The organism is Peribacillus sp. GL_122, from assembly GCF_057835005.1.
The window spans coordinates 902,614-926,255 of the sequence record NZ_CM174415.1 but is presented as its reverse complement, the minus strand read 5'-3'; the positions used below and the strand labels follow the sequence as shown (position 1 = coordinate 926,255).

Annotated in this window: 17 protein-coding genes; 2 read left to right on the top strand and 15 right to left on the bottom strand. The window is 38.5% G+C overall.

Going from position 1 to position 23,642, the window contains the following annotated elements:
• Positions 1–23 precede the first annotated feature (23 nt).
• From AC3ISB_RS04440 to AC3ISB_RS04385, 12 genes are all read right to left on the bottom strand, one after another.
• Entirely contained in the window at positions 24–1,184 is a 1,161-nt protein-coding gene (locus AC3ISB_RS04440) for a DegT/DnrJ/EryC1/StrS family aminotransferase (RefSeq protein WP_489275644.1), read from the bottom strand.
• 12 nt (positions 1,185–1,196) lie between these two features.
• Positions 1,197–1,820, bottom strand: coding sequence for an acetyltransferase (locus AC3ISB_RS04435; RefSeq protein ID WP_141993022.1), 624 nt, complete (start codon positions 1,818–1,820; stop codon positions 1,197–1,199).
• 140 nt (positions 1,821–1,960) lie between these two features.
• A complete protein-coding gene (locus AC3ISB_RS04430) occupies positions 1,961–2,545 on the bottom strand; it encodes a sugar transferase (protein WP_098373388.1) in 585 nt (194 codons plus the stop codon).
• 135 nt (positions 2,546–2,680) lie between these two features.
• The gene (locus AC3ISB_RS04425) at positions 2,681–4,492 is read right to left on the bottom strand and encodes a polysaccharide biosynthesis protein (RefSeq protein ID WP_489275642.1); all 1,812 of its coding nucleotides are present in this window, start codon (positions 4,490–4,492) and stop codon (positions 2,681–2,683) included.
• 26 nt (positions 4,493–4,518) lie between these two features.
• Positions 4,519–5,250 carry a tyrosine-protein phosphatase gene (locus AC3ISB_RS04420; protein ID WP_489275640.1) on the bottom strand — a complete coding sequence of 244 codons (732 nt, stop codon included), beginning with the start codon at positions 5,248–5,250 and terminating at the stop codon, positions 4,519–4,521.
• 62 nt (positions 5,251–5,312) lie between these two features.
• Positions 5,313–6,020, bottom strand: a complete 708-nt coding sequence (locus tag AC3ISB_RS04415; RefSeq protein ID WP_098373391.1) for a CpsD/CapB family tyrosine-protein kinase — start codon at positions 6,018–6,020, stop codon at positions 5,313–5,315.
• A 23-nt stretch (positions 6,021–6,043) separates the two neighbouring features.
• On the bottom strand, positions 6,044–6,739 hold the full coding sequence (locus AC3ISB_RS04410) for a YveK family protein (RefSeq protein WP_489275637.1): 696 nt from the start codon (positions 6,737–6,739) through the stop codon (positions 6,044–6,046).
• A 59-nt stretch (positions 6,740–6,798) separates the two neighbouring features.
• Entirely contained in the window at positions 6,799–8,136 is a 1,338-nt protein-coding gene (locus AC3ISB_RS04405) for a nucleotide sugar dehydrogenase (protein WP_377413063.1), read from the bottom strand.
• 602 nt (positions 8,137–8,738) lie between these two features.
• The gene (locus AC3ISB_RS04400; RefSeq protein WP_098373394.1) at positions 8,739–9,275 is read right to left on the bottom strand and encodes a hypothetical protein; all 537 of its coding nucleotides are present in this window, start codon (positions 9,273–9,275) and stop codon (positions 8,739–8,741) included.
• A 181-nt stretch (positions 9,276–9,456) separates the two neighbouring features.
• Positions 9,457–12,666, bottom strand: a complete 3,210-nt coding sequence (locus AC3ISB_RS04395; RefSeq protein WP_489275634.1) for a toxin Cry1Ac domain D-VI-related protein — start codon at positions 12,664–12,666, stop codon at positions 9,457–9,459.
• A 1,652-nt stretch (positions 12,667–14,318) separates the two neighbouring features.
• Entirely contained in the window at positions 14,319–15,488 is a 1,170-nt protein-coding gene (gene yhbH, locus AC3ISB_RS04390; RefSeq protein WP_430097516.1) for a sporulation protein YhbH, read from the bottom strand.
• A 513-nt stretch (positions 15,489–16,001) separates the two neighbouring features.
• The gene (locus AC3ISB_RS04385; protein WP_480340033.1) at positions 16,002–16,181 is read right to left on the bottom strand and encodes a hypothetical protein; all 180 of its coding nucleotides are present in this window, start codon (positions 16,179–16,181) and stop codon (positions 16,002–16,004) included.
• A gap of 118 nt (positions 16,182–16,299) precedes the next feature.
• On the opposite strand from AC3ISB_RS04385, the gene AC3ISB_RS04380 reads away from it, so the two are divergent.
• The gene (locus AC3ISB_RS04380) at positions 16,300–16,509 is read left to right on the top strand and encodes a hypothetical protein (protein ID WP_063235974.1); all 210 of its coding nucleotides are present in this window, start codon (positions 16,300–16,302) and stop codon (positions 16,507–16,509) included.
• A 238-nt stretch (positions 16,510–16,747) separates the two neighbouring features.
• On the opposite strand, the gene AC3ISB_RS04375 is transcribed toward AC3ISB_RS04380, so the two are convergent.
• The 3 genes from AC3ISB_RS04375 to AC3ISB_RS04365 form a co-directional block, all read right to left on the bottom strand.
• Positions 16,748–18,643, bottom strand: coding sequence for a PrkA family serine protein kinase (locus AC3ISB_RS04375; protein ID WP_141993806.1), 1,896 nt, complete (start codon positions 18,641–18,643; stop codon positions 16,748–16,750).
• A gap of 511 nt (positions 18,644–19,154) precedes the next feature.
• Positions 19,155–20,789, bottom strand: coding sequence for a glutamate/serine transporter AimA (aimA, locus tag AC3ISB_RS04370; RefSeq protein WP_144528565.1), 1,635 nt, complete (start codon positions 20,787–20,789; stop codon positions 19,155–19,157).
• Between the two features lie 166 nt (positions 20,790–20,955).
• Positions 20,956–21,945 (bottom strand): glutaminase, encoded by a 990-nt coding sequence (locus AC3ISB_RS04365; protein WP_489276857.1) that lies wholly within the window; start codon positions 21,943–21,945, stop codon positions 20,956–20,958.
• Positions 21,946–22,377: 432 nt separating this feature from the next.
• Between AC3ISB_RS04365 and AC3ISB_RS04360 the strand changes: the two genes are divergently transcribed.
• Positions 22,378–23,640: an ATP-binding protein gene (locus tag AC3ISB_RS04360; protein WP_489276856.1), complete on the top strand. Its 1,263-nt coding sequence runs from the start codon at positions 22,378–22,380 to the stop codon at positions 23,638–23,640.
• Positions 23,641–23,642 lie beyond the last annotated feature (2 nt).

The following is a 23,642-nucleotide window of genomic DNA, read 5'->3' as shown; positions in this document are numbered from 1 at the left end:
ACTCGTATCACACGGCGAAAGGATCATCGGGCTATTTTAGACGGTTCAAGTACTTCCTTAACAATTGCCACGACCCGCTCTTGATCTTCAAATGTCATGCCCGAACCGGACGGCAAACATAAACCTTGTTCGAATAACATACTTGAAATGCTTTTATCCCCGCTTTCTGTAAAAAATGCTGCATTTTTAAAGACAGGCTGTAAATGTAATGGTTTCCATACTGGTCTGGACTCAATATTTCCTGCTTCTAACGCATTAATCACGTCAATGTATCGCACTCCATTGATTTTGTCGTCTATTGTTAATGCGGTAAGCCAGCGATTCCCCATCGTATCTTTTAACTCAGGCATGAAGGTAATGCCAGGTATGTTTCCCAATGATTTTTTATACCGATCAAAAATTTCTCTCCGAACTTTTACACGGTCATCCAATACTTCTAGTTGGGCACGACCGATTCCAGCTAGAATATTGCTTAAACGATAGTTATATCCAATCGAGCTATGCTGATAGTGAAGCGCTGAATCACGTGCTTGTGTAGATAGAAAGAGAGCCCTATGTAAAAATTCCTCGTTATTTGAAACCAGCATGCCCCCACCGGAAGTTGTTATGATTTTATTTCCATTAAACGAATAAATCCCTATATCTCCAAACGCTCCTGTTTGCTTCCCCTTGTAAGTGCCACCAAGGGATTCTGCCGCATCCTCTATTAAAGCAACCTTATATTTCCCGCAAATGCTCTTGATCTCATCCACCTTTGCACTCTGTCCAAATAGATGGACCAAAATGACGGCTTTTGGAATTTCCCCCTTTTTCCTAGCGTATTCCAAAGCCAGTTCCAATGCCTTAGGTGACATATTCCATGTATCAGATTCGGAATCAATAAAGACAGGCTTCGCCCCTTGATAGATGATAGGATTTGCACTGGCTATAAAAGTTAATGAAGAACAGAATACGGTATCACCACTAGTGACTCCCAATACTTGCAATGCCAAATGAATGGCCGCAGTTCCTGAACTTACTGCCAATGCCCCCTTAGTGCCTGCATATTTGGCAAATTCCACTTCCAAAGCTTTTACGTTCGGTCCCAGTGGCGCTATCCAATTTGTCTCGAACGCTTGGCTAATGTACATTTGTTCATTCCCACTCATATGAGGAGGCGAAAGATACAATCTTTTATTCTCCATCCCACACACTCCTTATTTTATTATCCTAGCTGGGGACCCCACAGCTGTAGATGCATCAGAAATGTCTTTAATGACGGTTGACCCGGCTCCAACCGTACACCATTCCCCTATCGTTATGCTTGGTATGACCGTAGAACCAGCTCCCATCAAGGTACCAGTTCCAACCTTGACAGCTCCTGTCAGTGTTGCACTTGGTGCTATATGGATAAAGTCATCAAGATGGGTATCATGCTCAATAACTGAAGACGTATTAACAATGACGTGATTCCCCACCCTCGCGCCTGCGTTCAAGACGACATTAGGCATAATGACCGTTCCTTTACCTATCGAGACATTTTTGCCCACTACAGCAGTGGGGTGAATGACTGTCTCATAATCCATTACATCTAAATTCAGCTCGTTTACGATTTTAAATCTTAAATCGTTCCTGCCTATCGCAATAATTACCTTACATTCAAAATGAATAAACAACCTTCTATAGCTTAAGATGGGGCCAAAATATACATTTCCCTTTCTTTTCAGCACTTCGTATTGATCATCTAAAATAGCCATGAGCCGATATTCACCCATTGCTTCAACAATATCTTGAACAACTTTTGAGTGCCCGCCTGCACCGATTATTACGATTTTCTTCAATTCACATCACTTCTAACATCATCAAATTTGGAGTTTCCTTAAGATAAATATCCTCAGAACCTGGAGATTCTCTAACTGTTTCCTCCAGATTCGATTTCATTTGAGTTTTGGTAAATCATCAATCAATATCATTCATCCTATTATCCAACAAATTTTCGGGTTGTTACATGCCCTTCTTGGGTAATGGCTTCCTGTTTACATACCTTAATCAAGGTAAGGTATATGATCTTCATATCCAATAAAAAGGATTGATTTTCTACGTACCAGACATCAAGCTCAAATTTTTTCTCCCAAGAGATTGCATTGCGTCCATTCACTTGTGCCCAACCTGTCATTCCTGGACGGACATCATGCCTCCTAGCTTGTTCGGAAGTATATAATGGGAGATATTCCATTAATAATGGCCGTGGGCCTACAAAACTCACATCCCCTTTCATGACATTGAATAATTGAGGTAATTCATCTAAACTTAATTTTCTAAGTAATTTCCCAAAATCGGTTAATCTCTTCTCATCAGGAACCAAATCCCCATTTTCATCTTTTTCATCCGTCATCGTTCTAAACTTATACAAAAAAAATGGTTTACCATTAAGGCCTGGGCGCTCCTGCTTAAAAATGACAGGTGAACCTAATTTCAAACGGATGAGGATGACGATAAGCAGCATAAGAAGTGAACTGGATATGAGCGCCAGACAAGATATCAATAATTCAAAAGCCCGTTTCATTTTTCCCTCCCAAATCATCATTGTGTATCGTTATCAAGTAAACGAAGGAATTCTTCAGATAGCTTTACGGAATTCGAGTAATCAATTGCAAATGTTTTCTGGTGATTGCTATCATCACCTGGATATGAGCCATTGTCACGGTATGGGAACTTTGTTATTCTTCCTATAATTTGCTAAATTCAACATTCTACCTTTTAACGTTTCTTCGCTCAAGACATCATATGTTGTGATAATATCTTTTATTGCATTCCAATTTACCTCTCTTGGTTTTCCAATATGGATTTTCGGATAGATCTGATTTAAGTAAACTTCATCTTCCCCAAGCAATTCTTCGTATAATTTTTCTCCTGGCCGAATTCCAGTATAGGTTATCCCAATGTCTTCAACGTTGTAACCTGACAGTTGGATAAGCTTTTTAGCGAAATCGACAATTTTGACAGGTTCGCCCATATCAAGTACGAATACCTCTCCTCCTTTGGCCAGAACTCCTGCCTGAATGACTAATCTCGAAGCTTCCGGAATCGTCATGAAATAGCGAATCATATCCGGATGAGTGACTGTCAAAGGTCCTCCTTTTTTTATTTGTTTTTTAAAGAGTGGGATGACGCTGCCATTACTGCCAAGGACATTTCCAAATCGGACCGTTACAAATTTAGTATGACTCGACAAACTCTTATACTGGATCATCATCTCTGCTAAACATTTAGAGGCACCCATTATACTTGTCGGATTTACGGCTTTATCTGACGAAACCATGACAAAAATATTCACCATGCCGGCCTCCGATGCCTCCGCAACGTTCATCGTGCCTATCATGTTATTTTTCACCGCTTCTTTAGGGTTGGACTCCATAAGCGGTACATGTTTATGGGCGGCCGCATGATAGACTATATTTGGATGATGATGGTCGATTATCTGAAACATCCTCCTGCGATCCTGAATGTCTGCAATTTCGGTCACGATTTCAATAGTATTTGCATAAGCCTCGCGCAATTCCAACTCGATCGCATAAATGCTGTTTTCACCATGTCCAAGCAATACAATTTTAGCTGGATTATACTTCATGATCTGACGACAGATTTCTGATCCAATCGAACCGCCTGCACCTGTTACTAAAATAGTGCCATCAACGATCTTTTCTGAAATCCCTTTATCATCAAGTTGAACGGGTAAGCGACCCAATAAGTCTTCCATCTGGATATCCTGCAATTCATTAATTGGAACCTTACCTTGAACAATCGCTTCCAGGCTAGGGACAATTTGAGTTTTTACGCACGTTTTAGTGCATTCCGAAAAAATGTCATTTATTTCCTCTCTTTTCAAAGAAGGAATCGCAATCACGATATGTTCTATCTTGTATTGCTCGACCACTTGAGAAATATGTTTTGTTGCTGCTACTACTGGTATATTGAAGATTTCTAATCTTAGTTTCGTTTTATCATCATCAACGAATGCAACTGGGACTAACTCTATATTGCTGGATTTTAACAACTGACTCGTTATCATCGTCCCGGCAGATCCGGCTCCTACGATCAACGTTCTTTTTTTATTTGGTGATTGCTTAATGTATCGTTCAAAATAGATTCTCCATGCCAAACGTGAGCACCCAATCATGGCCATATACAGAATCCAGGTAATGAAAAGTTCTCTAATATAAAGAAAATCGGTAAAGTATAGCTGAAAGACGGTTGTAATGGTAATAGAAAAGGCCGTCACTTTGAATATATTGAACATTTCCCTGATACTTGCGTATTCCCATGCCTTTTTATATTGTTTCAAATAAGCAGTAAAGAAATAATGACACAAGAGCAAAATAAGCGTACCCGTCAGTGTAAATGCCGGAAGTTCATCATATGGATGTAATAACCAATAACTTAAAAATACAGCTGTCACAACAATCATGGCGTCCAGTAAGACTAATGTGAAAAGCCGGTTATAATATGTCAAATCTACTTCTCCCCATATTAATATTTTTAGTCAAACAAGAGTTCCTTAACTTTCAATCCGTACAATACATTCTCGGCATTTTCATTAAAGGCGTCGACCATTTCTTGTCCGAAATTCTTTTCAATCAACTTATGTGCTTCCCTGATCTGAAAACCTCTTTTTCCAACATTATGAGCATCTGATGCAATAAAATGAGTAAGACCTGAGTGAACTAAATATTTGGAAAACCTTTTTGTTCTCCATCCGAATTTACCCGTGATGCTCCCTGCTGTTATTTGTGAATACGCACCCTTCCAAATTAATTCTTTTAAAAGTTGCGGATTTTTTATTATTTCCAAATTCCTCTCTGGATGAGCGATGATCGGTGTCATCCTTTTCATTTGCAAATCATAAATTAATCGTTCCGTATACCTTGGCACATGATTAGAAGGTAGTTCGAGAAGGATGTACTGCGAACCATTCAAGCCCATGATTTCATTATTATCATAATCATCTGAAAGTTCATCGGATATCCTTATTTCCTGCCCTGGCCATACTTTTAGCGGGATTTCGAGATCAGCTAGCACTAGGTTTAATTTTGCAGTTTCTTTCACGACTTTTTCCTTTTCATTTTCATATATCCCCTTATTATAATGAGGGGTTGCTATTATGTTAGAAATTCCATGATCTACAGCTTTTCTCGCCATTTCTATACTTTCCTGGATATTTCCAGCACCGTCATCCATCTTCGGTAAAATATGACTATGAATATCAATCATTGTTATCCCCTCTTTGGCTAACCGCGAATGCTAAATTCATAAAACTTCCAAACTACATTTTTTTATCTACCATAGTAGTAATATTCGTCTGGATGCTTTTGTTTTTTCTTATTTAAGATTGCGCCCAGAAGCTTTGCATTTGCATTTTCAAGTAATTCCTTCGCTTTTTTTGCTTGCTGTATTTCAGTCCTTCCGCTGCTGACCACTAAAACAACGCCGTCTGTCATATTCGCTAGTACTTGAGCATCTGTAACTGCATTAACAGGCGGTGTGTCCAGTATTACTAAATCATAATTCAGCTTTGCTTCATCCAACACTGTCACCATTCCGTTTGACCCAAGCAACTCTGATGGGTTTGGCGGGATGGGCCCACTTGTCAACACATCCAAATTGGGATAAATGGAAGGTTGTACAGCATCAAGTAATTGATTTTGCTTTGATATGATATTCGTTAACCCCAAGTAGTTCTCCATGTTAAAGTTAGTATGAACACTCGGCTTTCTCAAATCTGCATCTATGATGAGAATGCGTTTCCCTTGCTGAGCAAATACTGCTGCGACATTGATTGAAGTGGTCGATTTTCCTTCACCAGCATTTGCAGAAGTGAAGATCATCGACCGTATGTCTTTTTCCACAGCGGAAAATTGAAGGTTCGTTCGAATCGTCCTATATTGCTCCACAACCGGTGACTTCGATTTCAACATGGAAATACTGCTTCTTTTTTTAATCTCTGTCATTTTATATCGTTTATTGCGTGCCAAGCTTTTCACCTCTTGAGGTTGTGATTACAGATTTATAATTTCCGTTTTTTTTTATCTTCCATTAAATTAACGATGCCTAGCATCGGGATCTTTAAATGTTCTTCAATATCAGACTCAACTTTGATTGTTTTGTCGAAAAATTCGATCATGAATGTAAGAAATAAACTTATGATCACCCCTGCAAAACATGCAATGATCGTATTCGAGATCGGATTCGGTTTTATGGGTGATGAATTATCTCCTATAGTTGCTTTGGATAAGACATTGACATTGTCCACATTCATAAGCGCTTTTATTTCAGATTGGAATATGTCTGTTATTGTACTGGCGACACTAACGGCAAATTTAGGGTCAGCACCCTCAACTTTAATGGTAAATATTTGTGAATTCCCATTACTGACGATTTTGATTTGTTCCGACAATGCTGAATTTGAAATATCTAGATTCAGTCGTTCTTTGACTTTTTCTAACATCATCGGACTTTTTATGATTTCGCTGTACGTTTCGATCAATTGAATATTGGTTTGAATCTCACCTACATTGTAAAGTTCTGACTTTTCTTTGGATTGATTGACTAAGATTTGTGTAGAAGCTTGGTAAACAGGTGAAAGAATGAAAAAGCTAACGATTCCCGTCATTGCCGTTATAAGGGTTGTGATGATAATAATGAGCACGATGCGTTTTTTTACCATTTGAAAAAGATCTTTTATATTGAGTGTCTCCCTCATTCAATCAACTCCAATCCAACTAAAATACTTTCCGTTTATCCTTTTCTATTTTCTGTTTCCTATAATTTTGCGACCTTATCAGAAAGCAGTCCATTTTCCTCCATCACATTCTTGGAATCGAATATTAATGAAGCATTATCATGGACACTTTTCCAGTCAAAACAATTGTGTGGTGTTCCAATGACAACTAAATCGGCTTTTTGAAGAATGTCAGCATCATATTTTTCCACCGGTATAATCTGTTCGTTGATTTGGATTTCTTTTGCATAAGGTTCGATGACGGTTAGATTCTGGACCTTGTTTTGTAATCGTTCAAGCAAGCGGATGACCGGGCTTTCCCTTAAATCGCCAATATCACTTTTGTAAGTTGCACCCAAAACCACAATATGTGAGTGTTTCATGAGCTTGTCATTGGCTGCAAGCAGTTCAAGTATGCGCGTATAAGAATAGTGAACCATTCCGTCATTAATATCCCCAGCCAATTCAATCATTTTTGTCCGGTGACCGTGTTCTTTTGCTTTATAGAGCAAATAGTATGGATCGACCGGTATGCAATGCCCGCCGACACCAATGCCTGGGGTGAATTTCATGAACCCGTATGGTTTTGAGGAAGCCGCATTGATCGTTTCCCATATATCAATTTCCAGTTCATTGCATAGAACCGTAAATTCATTGACCAAAGCCATGTTAATCCATCGGAAAGTGTTCTCAAAGATTTTGCTTAATTCTGCAACACGGATCCCATTAACACGATGGGCTGTCGGTCCGATAAACATACACGCTAGATCTGTACAGGTTTCCGTCATCCCCCCGACGATCTTTGGTGTGTTGCTTAAATTAAACTTTTTATTTCCTGGATCTATTCTTTCCGGGGAATAGGCTACAAAAAGGTTTTCCCCAATCACATAACCCATTTCTGTTAATGGTGTACAGATATATTCTTCTGTCGTTCCCGGATATGTTGTACTTTCCAAAATAACCATTGTACCTTCATTCACATGTTCAGCCACAATCTTCCCTACATCCCTCACATACGAGATATCAGGTTCCTTCAACTTATTAACTGGGGTGGGAACACAAATCAAAAGGACATGCATATTTCCAAGCTGCTTCATATCCGTCGTCGCCGTAAATCGCTTTTTGTTAATCAATTCGGTAAGCTCGTCATTATCTACATCATTGATATAATTGATTCCGCACTTTAAACTTTCCACCTTTGTCACTGAAACATCGAATCCGGTCACCTTATAACCTTTAGATGCATAATGACAAGCTGTCGGGAGTCCAACATACCCCAATCCAATCACTCCGACTTTAGCCGTCTTGTTCTTTAATTCTCTTTGCAGAGCAGATTGCAGCGAGTATTGAGCTCTTTCTTGAGTTATCGCTGTTATCATGATTCAACTCCTCCATTCCACTTATAAAAAACATAACGGTATTTAAGACTAACAAGCCATAATGTAAATTCACCGGACATGCCAATACATAAGATAAACCAGCAATCTTTCAATACTATTGAGCTAAGTCATCAAAACCCAGAAATTCATATTTATGGTCGATTCACTTACTGGAATTTGAACATCCGCTTTGTTTGTTCCATTATTTTTCGTTAGCATTAATAAATTATCATAATTACTTTTGATGCCAGTTCCAGATTTCGAATGAATCGTTCTGTTTTTGGTTCATCTACCCTGTATATCCTGAATTTCATGTTTTTTCACCCTGATGAACACCCCAGCACCAACAGCATTGTTATTCCTTTCTTTTGCGCATTTTAGCGCATTCATATAGTTAAATTTTTGGTCAGTACTTACTCAGTATATTTGGATATTCCAGTTCAAAAAATATTGCAAGCAGCTAGCAAAATACCATTAAAAAAACTTTCCACAACCTATTCTTCTTTTAGTTTTAAAAAAAATACAAAAATCCCCCGATCGAATTGGCCTTTATCAAGGTGCCATTACTCGGGGGAATTTAACCAAGTTTTCAAGAACACATCCTACTTTTTAGGAGCGTCCGCTGTCATGTCTGTCACTTTGTCAATTATCCATTCCTGCTTTTCTTTAGTGTCGGTATTTTCATACTGCACCTTGAACGGTCCCTTTCCTTCTATTACGTAGTATCCATTTCCTTTAACACTTTTGCCAGGTGACAGTTGTGTCCCCAAATTATCTCCCGGATAGATTCTAAGTTTTTTATTTTCTTGATTCCATACCGACATTTCAAAAACGTCTACAAATCGTTCTTCTGCCGTTTTATTAGTTGCCATAAGCTGTAACTGTAAAACCTGTTTCCCTTTTTGCTCTGGATGTTCAAGCTTTAAAGCCTTTTCAATCCGAATGCTCACGCCAGATACGGTTTTATCTTGTCCTGTTTCTTTTTTATCCGTTTCGTCCTTAGAGGAAGTATTCGTTTGCTTTTGCATATTTTTCTGTTCATCCTGGACTTCCTTTTCTCCTGAAATGCAGCCTGTCAAAAATATGGTTAAAGTTAATATACAGATCCCAATACTTCTGAACCTTCTCTTCAATATCATGATTCCACCCCTTTAAAAAATATAACTCCTTCTTAAAGAGAGATTCTTCAGTACCTTTTATCCAATTCGAAAATTGGAATTAATTTCTCGAAACGAAAAAATGCCCAAACAGCATTTTCAAACATGTAAGAAGGACCCACTTCCTATAGAAGCGGCCTTCTTACCATCCTTACCACATTGATTATTTGACTATTGTTTTTGCTATATCTCCTCCAACTACTAGAGGTCCATTGTCAACTTCAATGACATCTCCTGCTTGCAATCTTCGGGTAACCCCATTTTCATCCACAATAAACCGGCTGTAAATTAGGTAACTTCCATCCGGATTAATGACTCCTGATCCCGTTTGATTAAGGGAAACCGTTCTCTGTGCTAATCCATTCACTAGCAAACGAAGACTCTTAGTTCCTTCGGGTGCTTTACCCGTAACATAATCCGCATTAGGTGCCACAGGATTCACCTGCAGTTTCTCCGCTTCCTTGATTACTGTAGTATGAGCTTGTATGTTCGCTGGAGTCCGCATTCCGTAGTCAACCGTTACGATATCGCCTGGTTGTAAGGTTAAATTATTTCCATGATCGTCCACCCCTACGTACCTGCTGTATATACTGAATCTTCCATCTTCATTGACAGGTGCCGTACGCAGTGCTACGCCATTTACCAGTAACCGTACGATCGTTGTCCCTTCAGGTGCAGTTCCCGTTATAGTTTGTGCATCTTGGTACACAGTGTCAATCTTTACAGGTTCACTAGGCATAAACTGTACTACCCTAACAGATGAACTCTCGCTGACATTCCCTGCCGTGTCTGTAAGGGTGACCGTAATTATCGTATTGACAGGTTGGTTTGGAATCGCAATCTTGAATTGCCCGTCTTGACCTACAACTCCAGTATATTTCTTGGAATTAATGGTGACAGTCACATTTGCTTCAGGTTCACCGCTTCCTGTTACTTCTTTACTGTTTGTAGTAACTTCATTTAGTTTCGGTGCATTTGGAGCTGTTATATCTTTATCCAATAGATCTTTCGCTTTGTTCAATAAGTCTTGCAGTCGGTCCTTTTCTGTACCTTCAGGAAGCTTATTGACCGCTTCTTGGGCTTCATCAATCGCCCCTTGATCCGTCGTTCCTTTCAATGTATCGAACTTATCGTCCGTGAACAGATCTTCCACTTTGTTCTTCGCATCGGCTAGATCTTTTTCTGCTTGTTCTTTTTTGTTCAACAAATCTTTCGCATTATTCAGCAAATCTTTTAGTCGGTCCTTTTCTGCACCTTCAGGAAGCTTATTGATTGCTTCTTGGGCTTCATCAATCGCCCCTTGATCCGTCGTTCCTTTCAATGTATCGAACTTATCGTCCGTGAACAGATCTTCCACTTTGTTCTTCGCATCGGCTAGATCTTTTTCTGCTTGTTCTTTTTTGTTCAACAAATCTTTCGCATTATTCAGTAAATCTTGCAGTCGGTCCTTTTCTGCATCTTCAGGAAGCTTATTGACCGCTTTTTGGGCTTCATCAATCGCCCCTTGATCCGTCGTTCCTTTCAATGTATCGAACTTATTGTCAGTGAACAAATCTTCCACTTTCTTCTTCGCATCGGCTAGATCTTTTTCTGCTTGTTCTTTTTTGTTCAATAAATCTTTCGCATTATTCAGTAAATCTTGCAGTCGGTCCTTTTCTGCACCTTCAGGAAGCTTATTGACCGCTTCTTGGGCTTCATCAATCGCCCCTTGATCCGTCGTTCCTTTCAATGTATCGAACTTATCGTCCGTGAACAGATCTTCCACTTTCTTCTTCGCATCGGTTAGATCTTTTTCTGCCTGCTCTTTTTTGTTCAATAAATCTTTCGCATTATTCAGTAAATCTTGCAGTCGGTCCTTTTCTGCACCTTCAGGAAGCTTATTGACCGCTTCTTGGGCTTCATCAATCGCCCCTTGATCCGTCGTTCCTTTCAATGTATCGAACTTATCGTCCGTATACAGATCTTCCACTTTCTTCTTCGCATCGGTTAGATCTTTTTCTGCTTGCCCATCTTCATCTTTTCCTAATTCAATCTTTTTTGTTTTACCAAATTCAATATTGAAATTCTCTGGATTACCACCAATTGATTGAGCTACGTTATACTTATACATAGCTTTCCAAGTAATATTGCCACCTGATTTGCCAATATAACTATTTGTAGGATCGCCTGTCACACTCGTCCAGAGCTTGACCATGCCCGTATCCATACTCATCGCAAGCGAGGTACTTAAATTATTTAATGCTTGTTTTTTCATTGATGACAATACAACATTCTCAGGATTATTAAAATCAATGGTGGTTTGTTTATTTTCCACTTCCAAAGCATGACCTTCTTCTGTAGTTACATAGAGTTTCGCTTGATTATTGATCTGTGCTGGTCCATAAAGCGAGATCATTGGATATGAATCAGTACCAGATCTATTCATTTGTACATCTGCACCAGCATCCACGTTAAATGACTTAAACATTCCAGTGGACGTAACTCCTTTTGCCCCATCAAACTTTACCTTTGCGTTATTTCCAACTGAAAAATCCACATCGCCACCTGTTGCATAAAATATTCCATAACCACTCTGAAGTGTCTTAATTTCCACATCCGCATTTGGTGCGATCTTAAATTGAGGTTCTTTTGAAATCGACCAAATAAGGGCTTTGGCACTATTATGGCTTATTGTAGTTTCACCATCGATTTCCACACTTCCAGTTTGCGCCATCTCATGGGTTGGTGATGAGCCTGACACTGTACTATTATTAATATAAATGTCGTTTGTTCCTTTGAAAATTGCCTTCCCGTAACGGTTAAATATTAGTTGAGGTCCGCTGTAATTTACATTTTCGAATATTTGATCTACATTTTTTGTTCCATCATGTATTGTAATGGGACCATAATAGTTCTTTCCATTAATACTTAAGTTCTTTACATGGACACTGCTTAATATATTACCATTGGCATAAATACCGGCTGTTGACCCTGTTGATCCTGTTTCCGTTATTGTATGGTTATTACCTTCAATTACGATTTCCGTTTTTGCCGGGTGAATTTTAATCGATCCGCTTATATCAATGCTTTGCCCAAGATGGATCGTTGTAATTCCATTATCAGCCTCTAATGCACCCTTCAACCCTTGAAAATTATTGACTACTGCTTCATTTACCATCATTTTTGAGACTGCTTTTCCTGGTAATTGAGTTTCAGTCGTTTGTGTACGGGCTTCTTGAGTTTTCACCTCTGACTCTTGTGAATTAGAACTCTCCTCATTCTTTGGTGTGGATAGTTCTTCTGCAAATCCTGTACTTGGCATTAATAGAGAACTTGCTAAAAGAAATGATGTTGTCATAACGTTAATAGGTTTTAACATTTTACTTTTCTTCATAAATGAAACGCTCCTCTAAATATTGATTTTACTTACAAGATTAATATTACTTTTTTTCGACATGTACCTCGTTCCAATAATGATTCATAAAAAATCATTTTAGGAACCATATTAGGGCATTAAACATCAATTTTAATGTGATAATTTTCATTTATGGTGGTGGATTTAAACGACCCTGCATTTTATAAAAGCATATCTTCCTATCAAAACCACCGTTTAAACACAATAAAACTCAATGTTACTTTTTACTGGCTGCAATCATTATGATCACATAACTAAAAAATGTGATAAGAGAAACCATTGGTTCCCGCTTATCACATTTTCCCTTGAAAGGATTTATCCTATTTGGTTTTTATTTTCATTCCCTGAAGCGTTTCTTCTATTTATCTTGTAACTCATTTTCATAACGTTCCGCCTGCATTATGTGGACATATCATCCAACGTATAAGCGGAGACTTGGTACGCGCCCATAGACCTTTCCCCCGTGATCCTCTACATACCACTTTTACTTTTATTCACCCTTTTTTTCTATGGGCACTTTTAAGAAAGGTTAGTGACGTTATTAAAATAAGGGTGATTTTCAGCGTATTTATCTCTTGTTTATTCAATAAAAGATACATCAAAAATAAGACTAAAAAGGCTTGAATGAAATAGATCCTGTATTTCAATAGGGTGGACCAAGTTTGTGACACCCATAGTAAAAATAAGTTAAATTGCTTCGACATCATCTTTCTCCTTTATCATGATGTTGATATTATCTAGATTCATATTCTGGCATCATTATATACAAATAGGTGAGTGTAGGTTATTTCATAAAATAAAATCATTCGTTCAGAAAAGAAATGCAGTTCATTTTTCATAAATGGAACTTTGTTCAATTTGATTTTTCATTAGATTTTGAAAATGTTGGTGCAGATCAGAGAGCGGCTGATTTTTCTATAGAGGAACTAATTTGGATAAAATTGTATAATGGTAAAAAGGAAGATTGGGCATCGCAGATAAAATCGAATGGCTTCCGGGGGAACAGACATCCTTCTAATAAAAAACAGCCTGCCCCCTAGGAACATAGAGAACAGGCCGCCTGAGTGGTTATCCAAGACACAATGTTTTGGAACCGCTCAGAGAATTGGGTCTTCTTTTACAATGGGGTTTTAGGGAAGTGTCCTCACTGCTACATAATTTTATGATATATACAAAATCATATCGTTCCAAAAATGAAATGAGACAAACCATTTTTTATATTGTGCTCCCGTAAGATATCATCAAGCCGGTGTCATGAACGAAAACAATAATTTATATCTTGAATTTATGGACAAATGCTTTTCATCACGTCATTAAATCGTTCGATTAGCTTTGCAAACTAATATTGTCGGAGAAACCACACAAAAAAACGATTGGGAATAAAAAGAATTCACATGCCAAACGATAATAAGGACTAAACGAATAAATGGATCGAGCAGTAAACAAATGATCAATGAAAGATATTCCTTACATATTGGCGGGAAGGTGAAAAAAGAGTGAACAAGTGTTACTTTCAGCAGCCATCACACTCTGTGGAACTGAATATTTTATAATTTGATTGATCGATAAATAAAAAAGATTGTAGAGAAAATGACGTTTCCCTACAACCCTGAACAAGCTAACGCGTTTCTTTATGCATACTTCTGACTTTCCTCATCTTTAAAAAAGCTCTTCATTGCGTGGAAAACGTCAGCCTTTTGCTTAAGAATATAGTACCTGAATTTTTCATTATCGATATTCTTATAAGCTGTCATCAATGTCGAATGACGATTGTATTGATTGACTTCCCCATACCCGAACATATTGGAAACCTTCATGAGTTCTTCAACAAGTTTAACGCATCGGACGTTATCTGATGTTAGGTTATCACCATCAGAAAAGTGAAACGGATAGATATTAAACTTCGCGGGGTCATATTTATGATCAATAAGTTCTAATGCTTTTCGGTATACGGACGAACAAATCGTACCGCCGCTTTCCCCTTTTGAAAAGAAATCCTCTTCCGGAACAACTTTCGCTTCTGTATGATGGGCAATGAACTCGATTTCCACCGTTTCATATTTTGTCCGCAAGAAACGGTTCATCCAAAAGAAAAAGCTTCGAGCCATATATTTTTCCCATAACCCCATACTTCCGGAAGTATCCATCATTGCCAGTACAACTGCTTTGGAATCAGGTTTCTGAATCTCATTCCAGGTTTTGAATTTAAAGTCTTCCTTATAAATAGGATGAAAACCTGGTTTCCCCGTTAAGGCGTTCCGTTTGAAAGCCGATATCATCGTTTTCTTTTTATCGATATTTCCCATTAGGCCTGTCTTGCGGATATCGTTGAATTCGATGTGTTCAAGTGTGTGCTCCGCATGTTCTTTCTTCTGAAGATTAGGGAGTTCCAATTGACTGAACAGGGCTTCCTCCAATTCCATCATCGACACTTCGGCTTCATAATAATCCTCACCTGCCTTGTCACCCGCACCTTGGCCCTTACCGGCTCCGGCATCGGACGGTGAGCCATCCCTTGCGACCACATCCCCCACTTTACTGTCTCCATCGCCTTGCCCTACATGTTTGTTTTTATCATAGTTATAACGAATTTTGTATTCATCCAAGGAGCGAATAGGAATCTTGATAACATCCCGGCCATTGGACATTACGATGCTTTCTTCTGAAATTAGATCAGGCAAATTATTCTTGATCGCTTCCTGCACCTTTTCCTGATGACGTTGTTGATCATCATAACCTTTCCGATGGAGGGACCAATTTTCCTGTGAGATAACATACTGTTGATTACTCTCTTCCGACATTCTCTTCCCCCCTTAAAAATGTTTGCACGCTTTTCATCATTCCTTCATATAATAAGTTAGTGTGGGAATGCCCACATCATTCCGGTTTTCCAATGAAAAATACAGTGCGAAAAAACGGATTAAAAGAAAAGTATTACTCTATCTTATGCAGCGATGCAGGATAATTTACAACAAAATTCAATAATGGATGTTTGCCTATGAACTAGACAAGTCCTGACAAGGGCGTTATGGGCCATTTAAGGTTTTTTTCTAAATTTCACTTCAAAATAAGTATTTCAAGAAAAAGAACAGACTTGATGATTATCAGGTCTGTCCTTTTTTAAAGCAGGTTTTATTTGTCGAATTATAGGATAACTTAAAATATCTTTTTGAACTTAGCCACGTAATTGATCTCAAAACAGAGACTTCCAAGGACATCATTAAAAAGCAAAGAAATACAACAAAAAGGGTGTCCCAGTAGTTTTTCTGGACACCCCTTTTACACAGATAGAATGATTCTCGTTGTGATTTTCGTCAATCTTTATCTTCCTCTATTTCATGTTGAACTGTACCTGGGCGTTTATCCCACTCTTTCAATTCTTCATTCGTCCTTTGATTTTCCATCTGCTTTCCAAGTTCTTTCATCTCTTCATAGTCCTTAGCCATGGAGCTATTTTCCGGAACATGTTCTTTTTTCAATTCCTCTTTACCCATTTGCCATCACCTCTACTTATTGATACCCAATATTTCCAAATCCAAAACGTAACATATCTAAGGGAAATGTGGGGTATAGATAAAACATTATGAGCAAATGTAAGGAGGTGCAGGAAATATGCAAACAACTACCCTTTATGTAAAGGAAGCAACGTCAGAGGGCCCGATTTTAAATCTGGAGTCCATACTTTTGAAAACGGAAGGTGTGGAACGTGCGATCATCGATGTTGATGATGGGGAAATTAAAATCGACCATAGCGAAGACAAGCTATCACCGAATCAACTTATTACACTTATTGAGCAGTATGGCTTGAATGTAACTAAATAGAAATAAAAGCACCGGGCTCCCTTCCATTACGTAGGGCCCGGTGCTTTGTTTAATTCATTATTTCTCATTCCTTGTCAAAGCACCCTTTAACACCTTCAAAAGGTGCATGATTTCAATGGATATTCAGAATTTGAAAGGAATCGATTGGATTTCCTCTAATCCAATTTTCAAGCATCCCGCCTTCCGCAAAAGGAGATAAACCCCTGCCCGATATGGGGCAGGGGCAAAAAATTATGGATTACCGATTTAACAAGCTTCCCACATAGCGTAGCAAATCATTGGCTGAAGTCGAATTATACCCGTGCTCGTCGATAAGTCTCGTGATAACCTCGTTCACTTTCTTCAGTTGCCTTTCGTCTGGTGTTTTCGTTGAAGTAGTGATCTTAACGACATCCTTCAAATCCGCGAATAGTTTTTTCTGGATCGCTTCCCGTAAACGATCATGGGAATTATAATCGAATCGCTTCCCTTTACGCGCATATGCAGAAATGCGAATCAGTATTTCTTCACGGAATGCTTTTTTTGCATTTTCGGATATTCCAATTTGCTCTTCTATCGAGCGCATCAATTTTTCATCAGGGTTGATTTCCTCCCCAGTCAATGGATCGCGCAGCCTTGATTTATTGCAGTATGCTTCGACATTATCAAGATAGTTATCCATGAGGATCTTCGCCGACTCTTCATACGAATAAACAAATGCCTTTTGCACTTCATTTTTTGCAATGGCATCGTATTCTTTACGTGCCAGTGAAATGAAATTCAAATACCTCTCCCGAAGTTCGTTCGTGATGGACGGATGCTGGTCAAGACCTGCCTTTAATGACATAAGTACATCCAATGCATTAATGGACGGATTTTCCTTACGAATGATCGTAGAGGAAATTCGGTTAATCACGTAACGCGGATCGATTCCGCTCATGCCTTCGTCCTGGTATTCTTTTTTCAATTCATTGATGTCTGCGGAATTAAATCCTTCGACATTTTCCCCATCATAAAGCCTCATCTTTTTCACTAAATCGATATCGCCCTTTTTGGGATCCTTCAGGCGGGTCATGATGCTGAAGATTGCCGCCACCCTTAATGTATGCGGGGCTATATGAACATCCGAGACATCACTTTCACGGATCATTTTTTCATAAATCTTTTCTTCCTCGGTAACCTTAAGATTATATGGAATAGGCATGACAATGATACGGGAATGCAATGCTTCATTTTTCTTGTTGGAAATGAACGCTTTATACTCCGTTTCATTCGTATGAGCCACAATGAGTTCATCTGCACTGATCAATGCAAAACGGCCTGCTTTAAAATTCCCCTCTTGTGTCAATGATAGCAAATGCCATAAGAACTTCTCATCACATTTCAGCATCTCCTGGAACTCCATCATCCCGCGGTTCGCCTTGTTCAGCTCGCCATCAAAGCGATAGGCACGCGGATCTGATTCCGATCCGTATTCGGCAATGGTCGAAAAATCGATGCTGCCCGTCAAATCAGCAATATCCTGTGACTTAGGGTCTGAAGGACTGAATGTTCCAATTCCAACACGCTTATCCTCTGAAAGGAAAATACGCTCGACCATCACATCTTCAATTCTGCTTCCATACTCCTGTTCTAACCTCATTACATTCAGCGGTGATAGGTTTCCTTCAATCCGGATGCCATATTCTTCATAAAAATCATTCCGTAAATACTGCGGAATGAGATGCAGTGGATCTTCATGCATCGGGCATCCTTTTATTGCATAAATCGCACCAGAGTCTTTTAATGAATAACTTTCAAGTCCACGCTTCAGTAAAGAAACGAGTGTGGACTTCCCACCTGACACAGGACCCATGAGAAGCAATATCCGCTTACGGACATCGAGCCGCTTTGCCGCCGGATGGAAATATTCTTCGATGAGCCTTTCCAGTGAATCCTCTAGGCCAAATAACTGACCGCTGAAAAAATTGTATTTCTTTGTCCCATTTACTTCCTCTATCCCTGCATCTCTGATCATGTTGTATACACGTGAATGAGCAGATTGAGCAACTAAAGGCGTTTCTTTCAATATTTCTAAGTACTCTGCGAAGGTGCCTTCCCACTTCAGCTTCTGTTCATCTTCTCTAAATTTTTCGATTTTCTTTAAAATATCCATTAAGGAACCTCCCCCTGTCACTTTCAGAGAATACTTAAATCTATGCTCCAAGTCTGACAAACATGTCAGACTTTAAAAAGTGGCCGGGCATTGTTTCGAATCCCCTTGACTCTCCATGCATCGAAAAAGGCTTAATCATTGAGAATTTATGATAAATATGCTGACAAGAAAATTTGTGTGCACTCCTGCTAAAAATTAGGGTATACTAAGCCTATACTTAAGTGGGACAATATGGGTAAAGGGAGGTCATAACATGGGCACAGTTATTATCGTTGGAGTTGCTATTACATTTTTAGCCGCTATCTTCACTGCCGGATATGAAGATAAACCAGGTGTGAAATAAAAAAATAACAGCCTTTTCTTAAATTCCAAAAAGGGGGACAGCAAATTAAATTTGCCGTCCCCCCTTTTTGTGTCCTCATCAATATAAATAGAAAGAAGCACTTTCGAAGTCATTCAACGAATGTAATAGCTTATTGGAGCATGCTAACCAATGTAGTGGATTCATCATTTATACAGCGTTCTTTTTATCAGTTTGAGATGCAATGTTGTTCTCCATCGACCTCAAGTCTTCATTTACTTTTTGTCCTTGTTCCAAATATTCTGTTTGGAATCCACTCTTTATTGCCCAAGTATAAAACCCTAGAGACAAACATGTAATGATGACCATATCCCAACCAAATGGGATTATGTTTAGTCCACCAAACTTTTCACTGCCTAAGTATGAAATGGTCATCATACAGAGTAAGTAAACAACCATCCAAAGCCCAGCTGAAAAGTTTTGACGGAATCCCTTCCATTTTATTTTTGATTGATAATAGAAATAAATAGGAAGACCAATCATAATGATAAATAATACTTGTCCTGTCAGTGGCCATCTTGCCCAATATAGAACCAAAGAGGCAAAAACAAAGCCAAGTGGTGCAATGATGCTTAATCCTTTTAGACGTAATGGTCTGTACAAATTCTGACCTGTGCGCCTTAATGTCATAACTGTAACTGGACCTGTAATATAAGAGACTAATGTCGCAACCGATATAACCTCTGCCAAAACGCCCCAGCCTCTAAACATGAATAAAAATAAGAAAGATACACCTAGATTCAAAAACATGGCTTGACGAGGGATACCATAAAGTGGATGCAGTTTTCCAAAAACGCTTGGCAAATATTTATTCTTTTCCATTCCATAAAGCATTCGTGACGTTGTCGCCGTGTAAGTTATTCCTGTCCCGGACGGAGAAATAAACGCATCCACATATAGTAAAATAACTAACCAGTTTATACCTAGAACAATTGCTAAGTCAGCAAACGGTGAATTGAAATTCAAATGTTGCCATCCGTTCACGATCATGGACGGATCCACGGCTCCTATAAACGCAACCTGTAATAAAACGTAGATGACCGTTGCAATTAAAATGGAGCCAATTACGGCAATTGGGATCGAACGTCCAGGATTCTTTGCCTCACCTGCCATATTAATTGGACTTTGAAAACCGTTAAATGCAAAGATGATACCAGAAGTTGCTACAGCTGTAAGTACACTTGCCCAACCATTGGGAGCAATACTTCCTGCAGAGGTAAAATTGGATCCATGAAACCCGGCAAATAAAAGTGACCCAATCGTAAGTCCAGGTATAATAACCTTAAAGACTGTAATAAATGAATTAGCTTTCGAAAACAAACTAACCGTCCAGTAATTTAATAAAAAGTAGACGATCAGTAAGGCAGAGGCAATTGCCAAGCCTCCCCCAGTAAGACTTCCGTTTTCCACTAAACCATGTGTCCACCGTGCCCATTCCCATGGCCATGAGCTCATATATTGAACAGAAGCGATCGCTTCAACTGGAATTACGGAAACGATTGCAATCCAGTTTGCCCAACCTGCAAGAAACCCTAAAAAAGAACCATGAGAGTATTGCGTGTATTTTACCATTCCCCCAGCTTCAGGAAACATAGACCCTAATTCACTGTAAGAAAGTGCTATAAATAAAATAACGACCATCCCGATAATCCAAGAGATAATGGCAGCGGGTCCTGCGATTTGTGCCGCTCTCCAAGCTCCGAATAACCAACCTGAGCCAATAATGGACCCGAGTCCTACCATCGTTAACGAAAATGTTCCCATCTTTCGCTGCAAATTATTCATATGTTCATCACCATGCTTTCCAAAATTATTCCTTTATAATAAGGTTCTTAAAGTAATTGGATTTATGATTTGTGTCAAATACATCCAACTGAATCTTAAAATAATTGCTGCATTACATCACCTCTTGTTAAATATCGCTTTTTTATAAGAACAGATTATCTTGCTTTTAGAAAATACTTAGATCCCATTCCTGTGCCATTTGTTTCAATAACATACTACCTGTTACGCTATTCCCATATTCATCAATGGCTGGTCCGTATATGCCAATGCCACATCCATCTTGAAAAGGCATTCCGCTTCTGGCACTTGGAGGAACTAGTGCCATAATCCCGCCAGATACTCCACTTTTGGCTGGCACCCCAACAAAAGCCGCAAATTTCCCCGAAGCATTGTACATACCACAAGTAAGCATTAATGCTTTGGCCAGCTTAGCCACTTTTTTAGGGATTACTTGTTCTTTACGAAGAGGATGGTAACCATCTTGTGCAAGAATCAGTCCAAGCAAGGCTATGTCTTCTGTGGTTACTTCTATGGAACATTGCTTGAGGTAAACCTCTAAAGCTTCCTCTACATCCGATTCTAAATAATTCGTCTCTTTTAAATAGTGAGCTAAAGCTCTATTTCTATGGGAAGTTTGCCACTCAGATTGATACACTTCCTCATTGATGGTTGGGCGCTTCCCTAACAAATTTTCAAATAATGCATAGAGAAATTCCAATTTTTTTTGTGAAGAATCCCCTGGGAGAAGCGATGCTATTGTAATCGCCCCTGCATTTATCATAGGATTAAACGGTTTTCCCGGCTTATGCATTTCTAAACGAATAATTGAATTGAAAGCATCCCCAGTTGGTTCCACATCGACCCTCTCTAACACATAAGAAATGCCGCATCCCAAGCATGCGGCTATAAAGCTGAGCACTTTTGAAATACTTTGCAGCGTGAAGGGGACTTCCCAATCCCCTGTCTTGATCATTGTTCCACCAGGCTCCAGTATGCAAATGCCCAATTGCGATAAATGTGCATTTCTCAATGCCGGTATATAATTGGCGGTTTGCCCTTCAGCAGCAAAGGATCTGAAATGTGCTACCCATTCATCTAAGTCGGCTTTTCTTTGACTATTAACATGAATGTCATACTCTTTTGACAATTCTTCAATCACATTCTTCCACCTCTTCAGTTGTTGTATCATTATTTTTTCAATATGAGCGTCTTTCCGAATGCATCAAGTTTACTTGTAATAGATTCGATGAAAACATAATGAATATTCTAAATATTGTTAAGCGCTTTCAAAAATTTCTATCTACGTTAATTTTAAATTGGGAACTACATAATCATACGAAAACCTACAAAATCAAAAAAAAAAATCCACAAAAAAAACGTGTTTATTTCACATATTCCGTTACCATTTATTGTGGATAGAAAAAAAGATTGGGTTTGCCATAATTGGTTATAAGCCGTTCTATTCAGAAACAAAGTAAGCGTTGTATTGAGGCCGATGAAATTGTATACTGATTTTTTAAACAAATTGGGAGGTGACGACTTGAATCTCAGTACGTTAATGAAAAAAGAGGTCAATATCCTTGCTTTGATGTTGTTAACAGTGCCGTTAGCAGGCGAATTGAGTTTTTATCCTTTAAATGAAACGTTTCGGGTAAGTTTTGGTCCGCCTGTACTTTTCTTCTTTTTACTATTATTGCAGAAAACACCTGCCATTTTTTCAGGCTTCCTGACAGGAACAATGGTTGTGGTATTTCGTATCCTAAAAGATTTTTTCATACTTGATAGTTTTTCCTGGTCTTCCGCTTTTCAAGTCCATTTTCCAAGTTTCTTTTTTTATTTCACCTACTCCTTTCTTTTTTATTTAGTGAAAATCAATCGCTTTCAAAACCGATCGTTGATTATTGGATTTATTGGTCTTGTTATCGAAATATTGTCTGACTCAATAGAATTAATCTTTCAATATATTGTATTAGAAACAACAATTACGTTAGGTTCACTAAACGAGATGATCATGATCGCATTCGCCCACAGTTTTATCGTTTTAAGCTTTTTTAATATGATGAAACTATATGAAGCACAATCAAGGGAACGGCAAATCAGAAAACAAAATGAACATATGCTGATGCTCATTTCCAATTTATATGAGGAAACGATCCACTTAAAAAAAACGTTAAATAATGCAGAGAATATTACAAAGAAATCGTATGATTTGTATCGAGAATTAAAAGCACTGGAAAATCGGGAAAAGCAACTTCATGTTCCTACAGAACCATTTAGTCAAAAAGCATTGCGCATCGCGGGTGAAATGCATGAAGTCAAGAAAGATAATCAACGAATTTTTGCTGGTCTCTCCAAACTGATTTCCAATGAGAGTTTTAGGGATTATATGAATGCTGCTGAACTTTTTCATTTAATCATCCGAATTAATGAAAAGTATGCCTTATCATTAGGAAAGGATATTCAATTTGAATACTCATTAGATGGAAAAAACGATTCACATTATCATGTATACACCGTATTATCGCTTTTCAATAATTTAGTCGCTAATGCAGTGGAAGCAATTAAAGAAAAGGGAATCGTACGTTTAAGTTTGAGTGAAATTCGCGACAATGTAGAATTCAAGGTTGCTGATACCGGACCTGGAATTCCTCAAAAATATCAGACTGTCATATTCAAACCTGGATTCACTTCAAAATATGATCATTTAGGGACACCTTCAACAGGGATTGGTCTCTCATATGTTAAAGAAGTCGTAAAAGAACTGGGAGGCGATATCCTGTTTGAGAATAGTTTTAACGGTGCCGTTTTTTCAATAAAATTACCCATTCATAAGTTGATCCAGAAAGGATGATT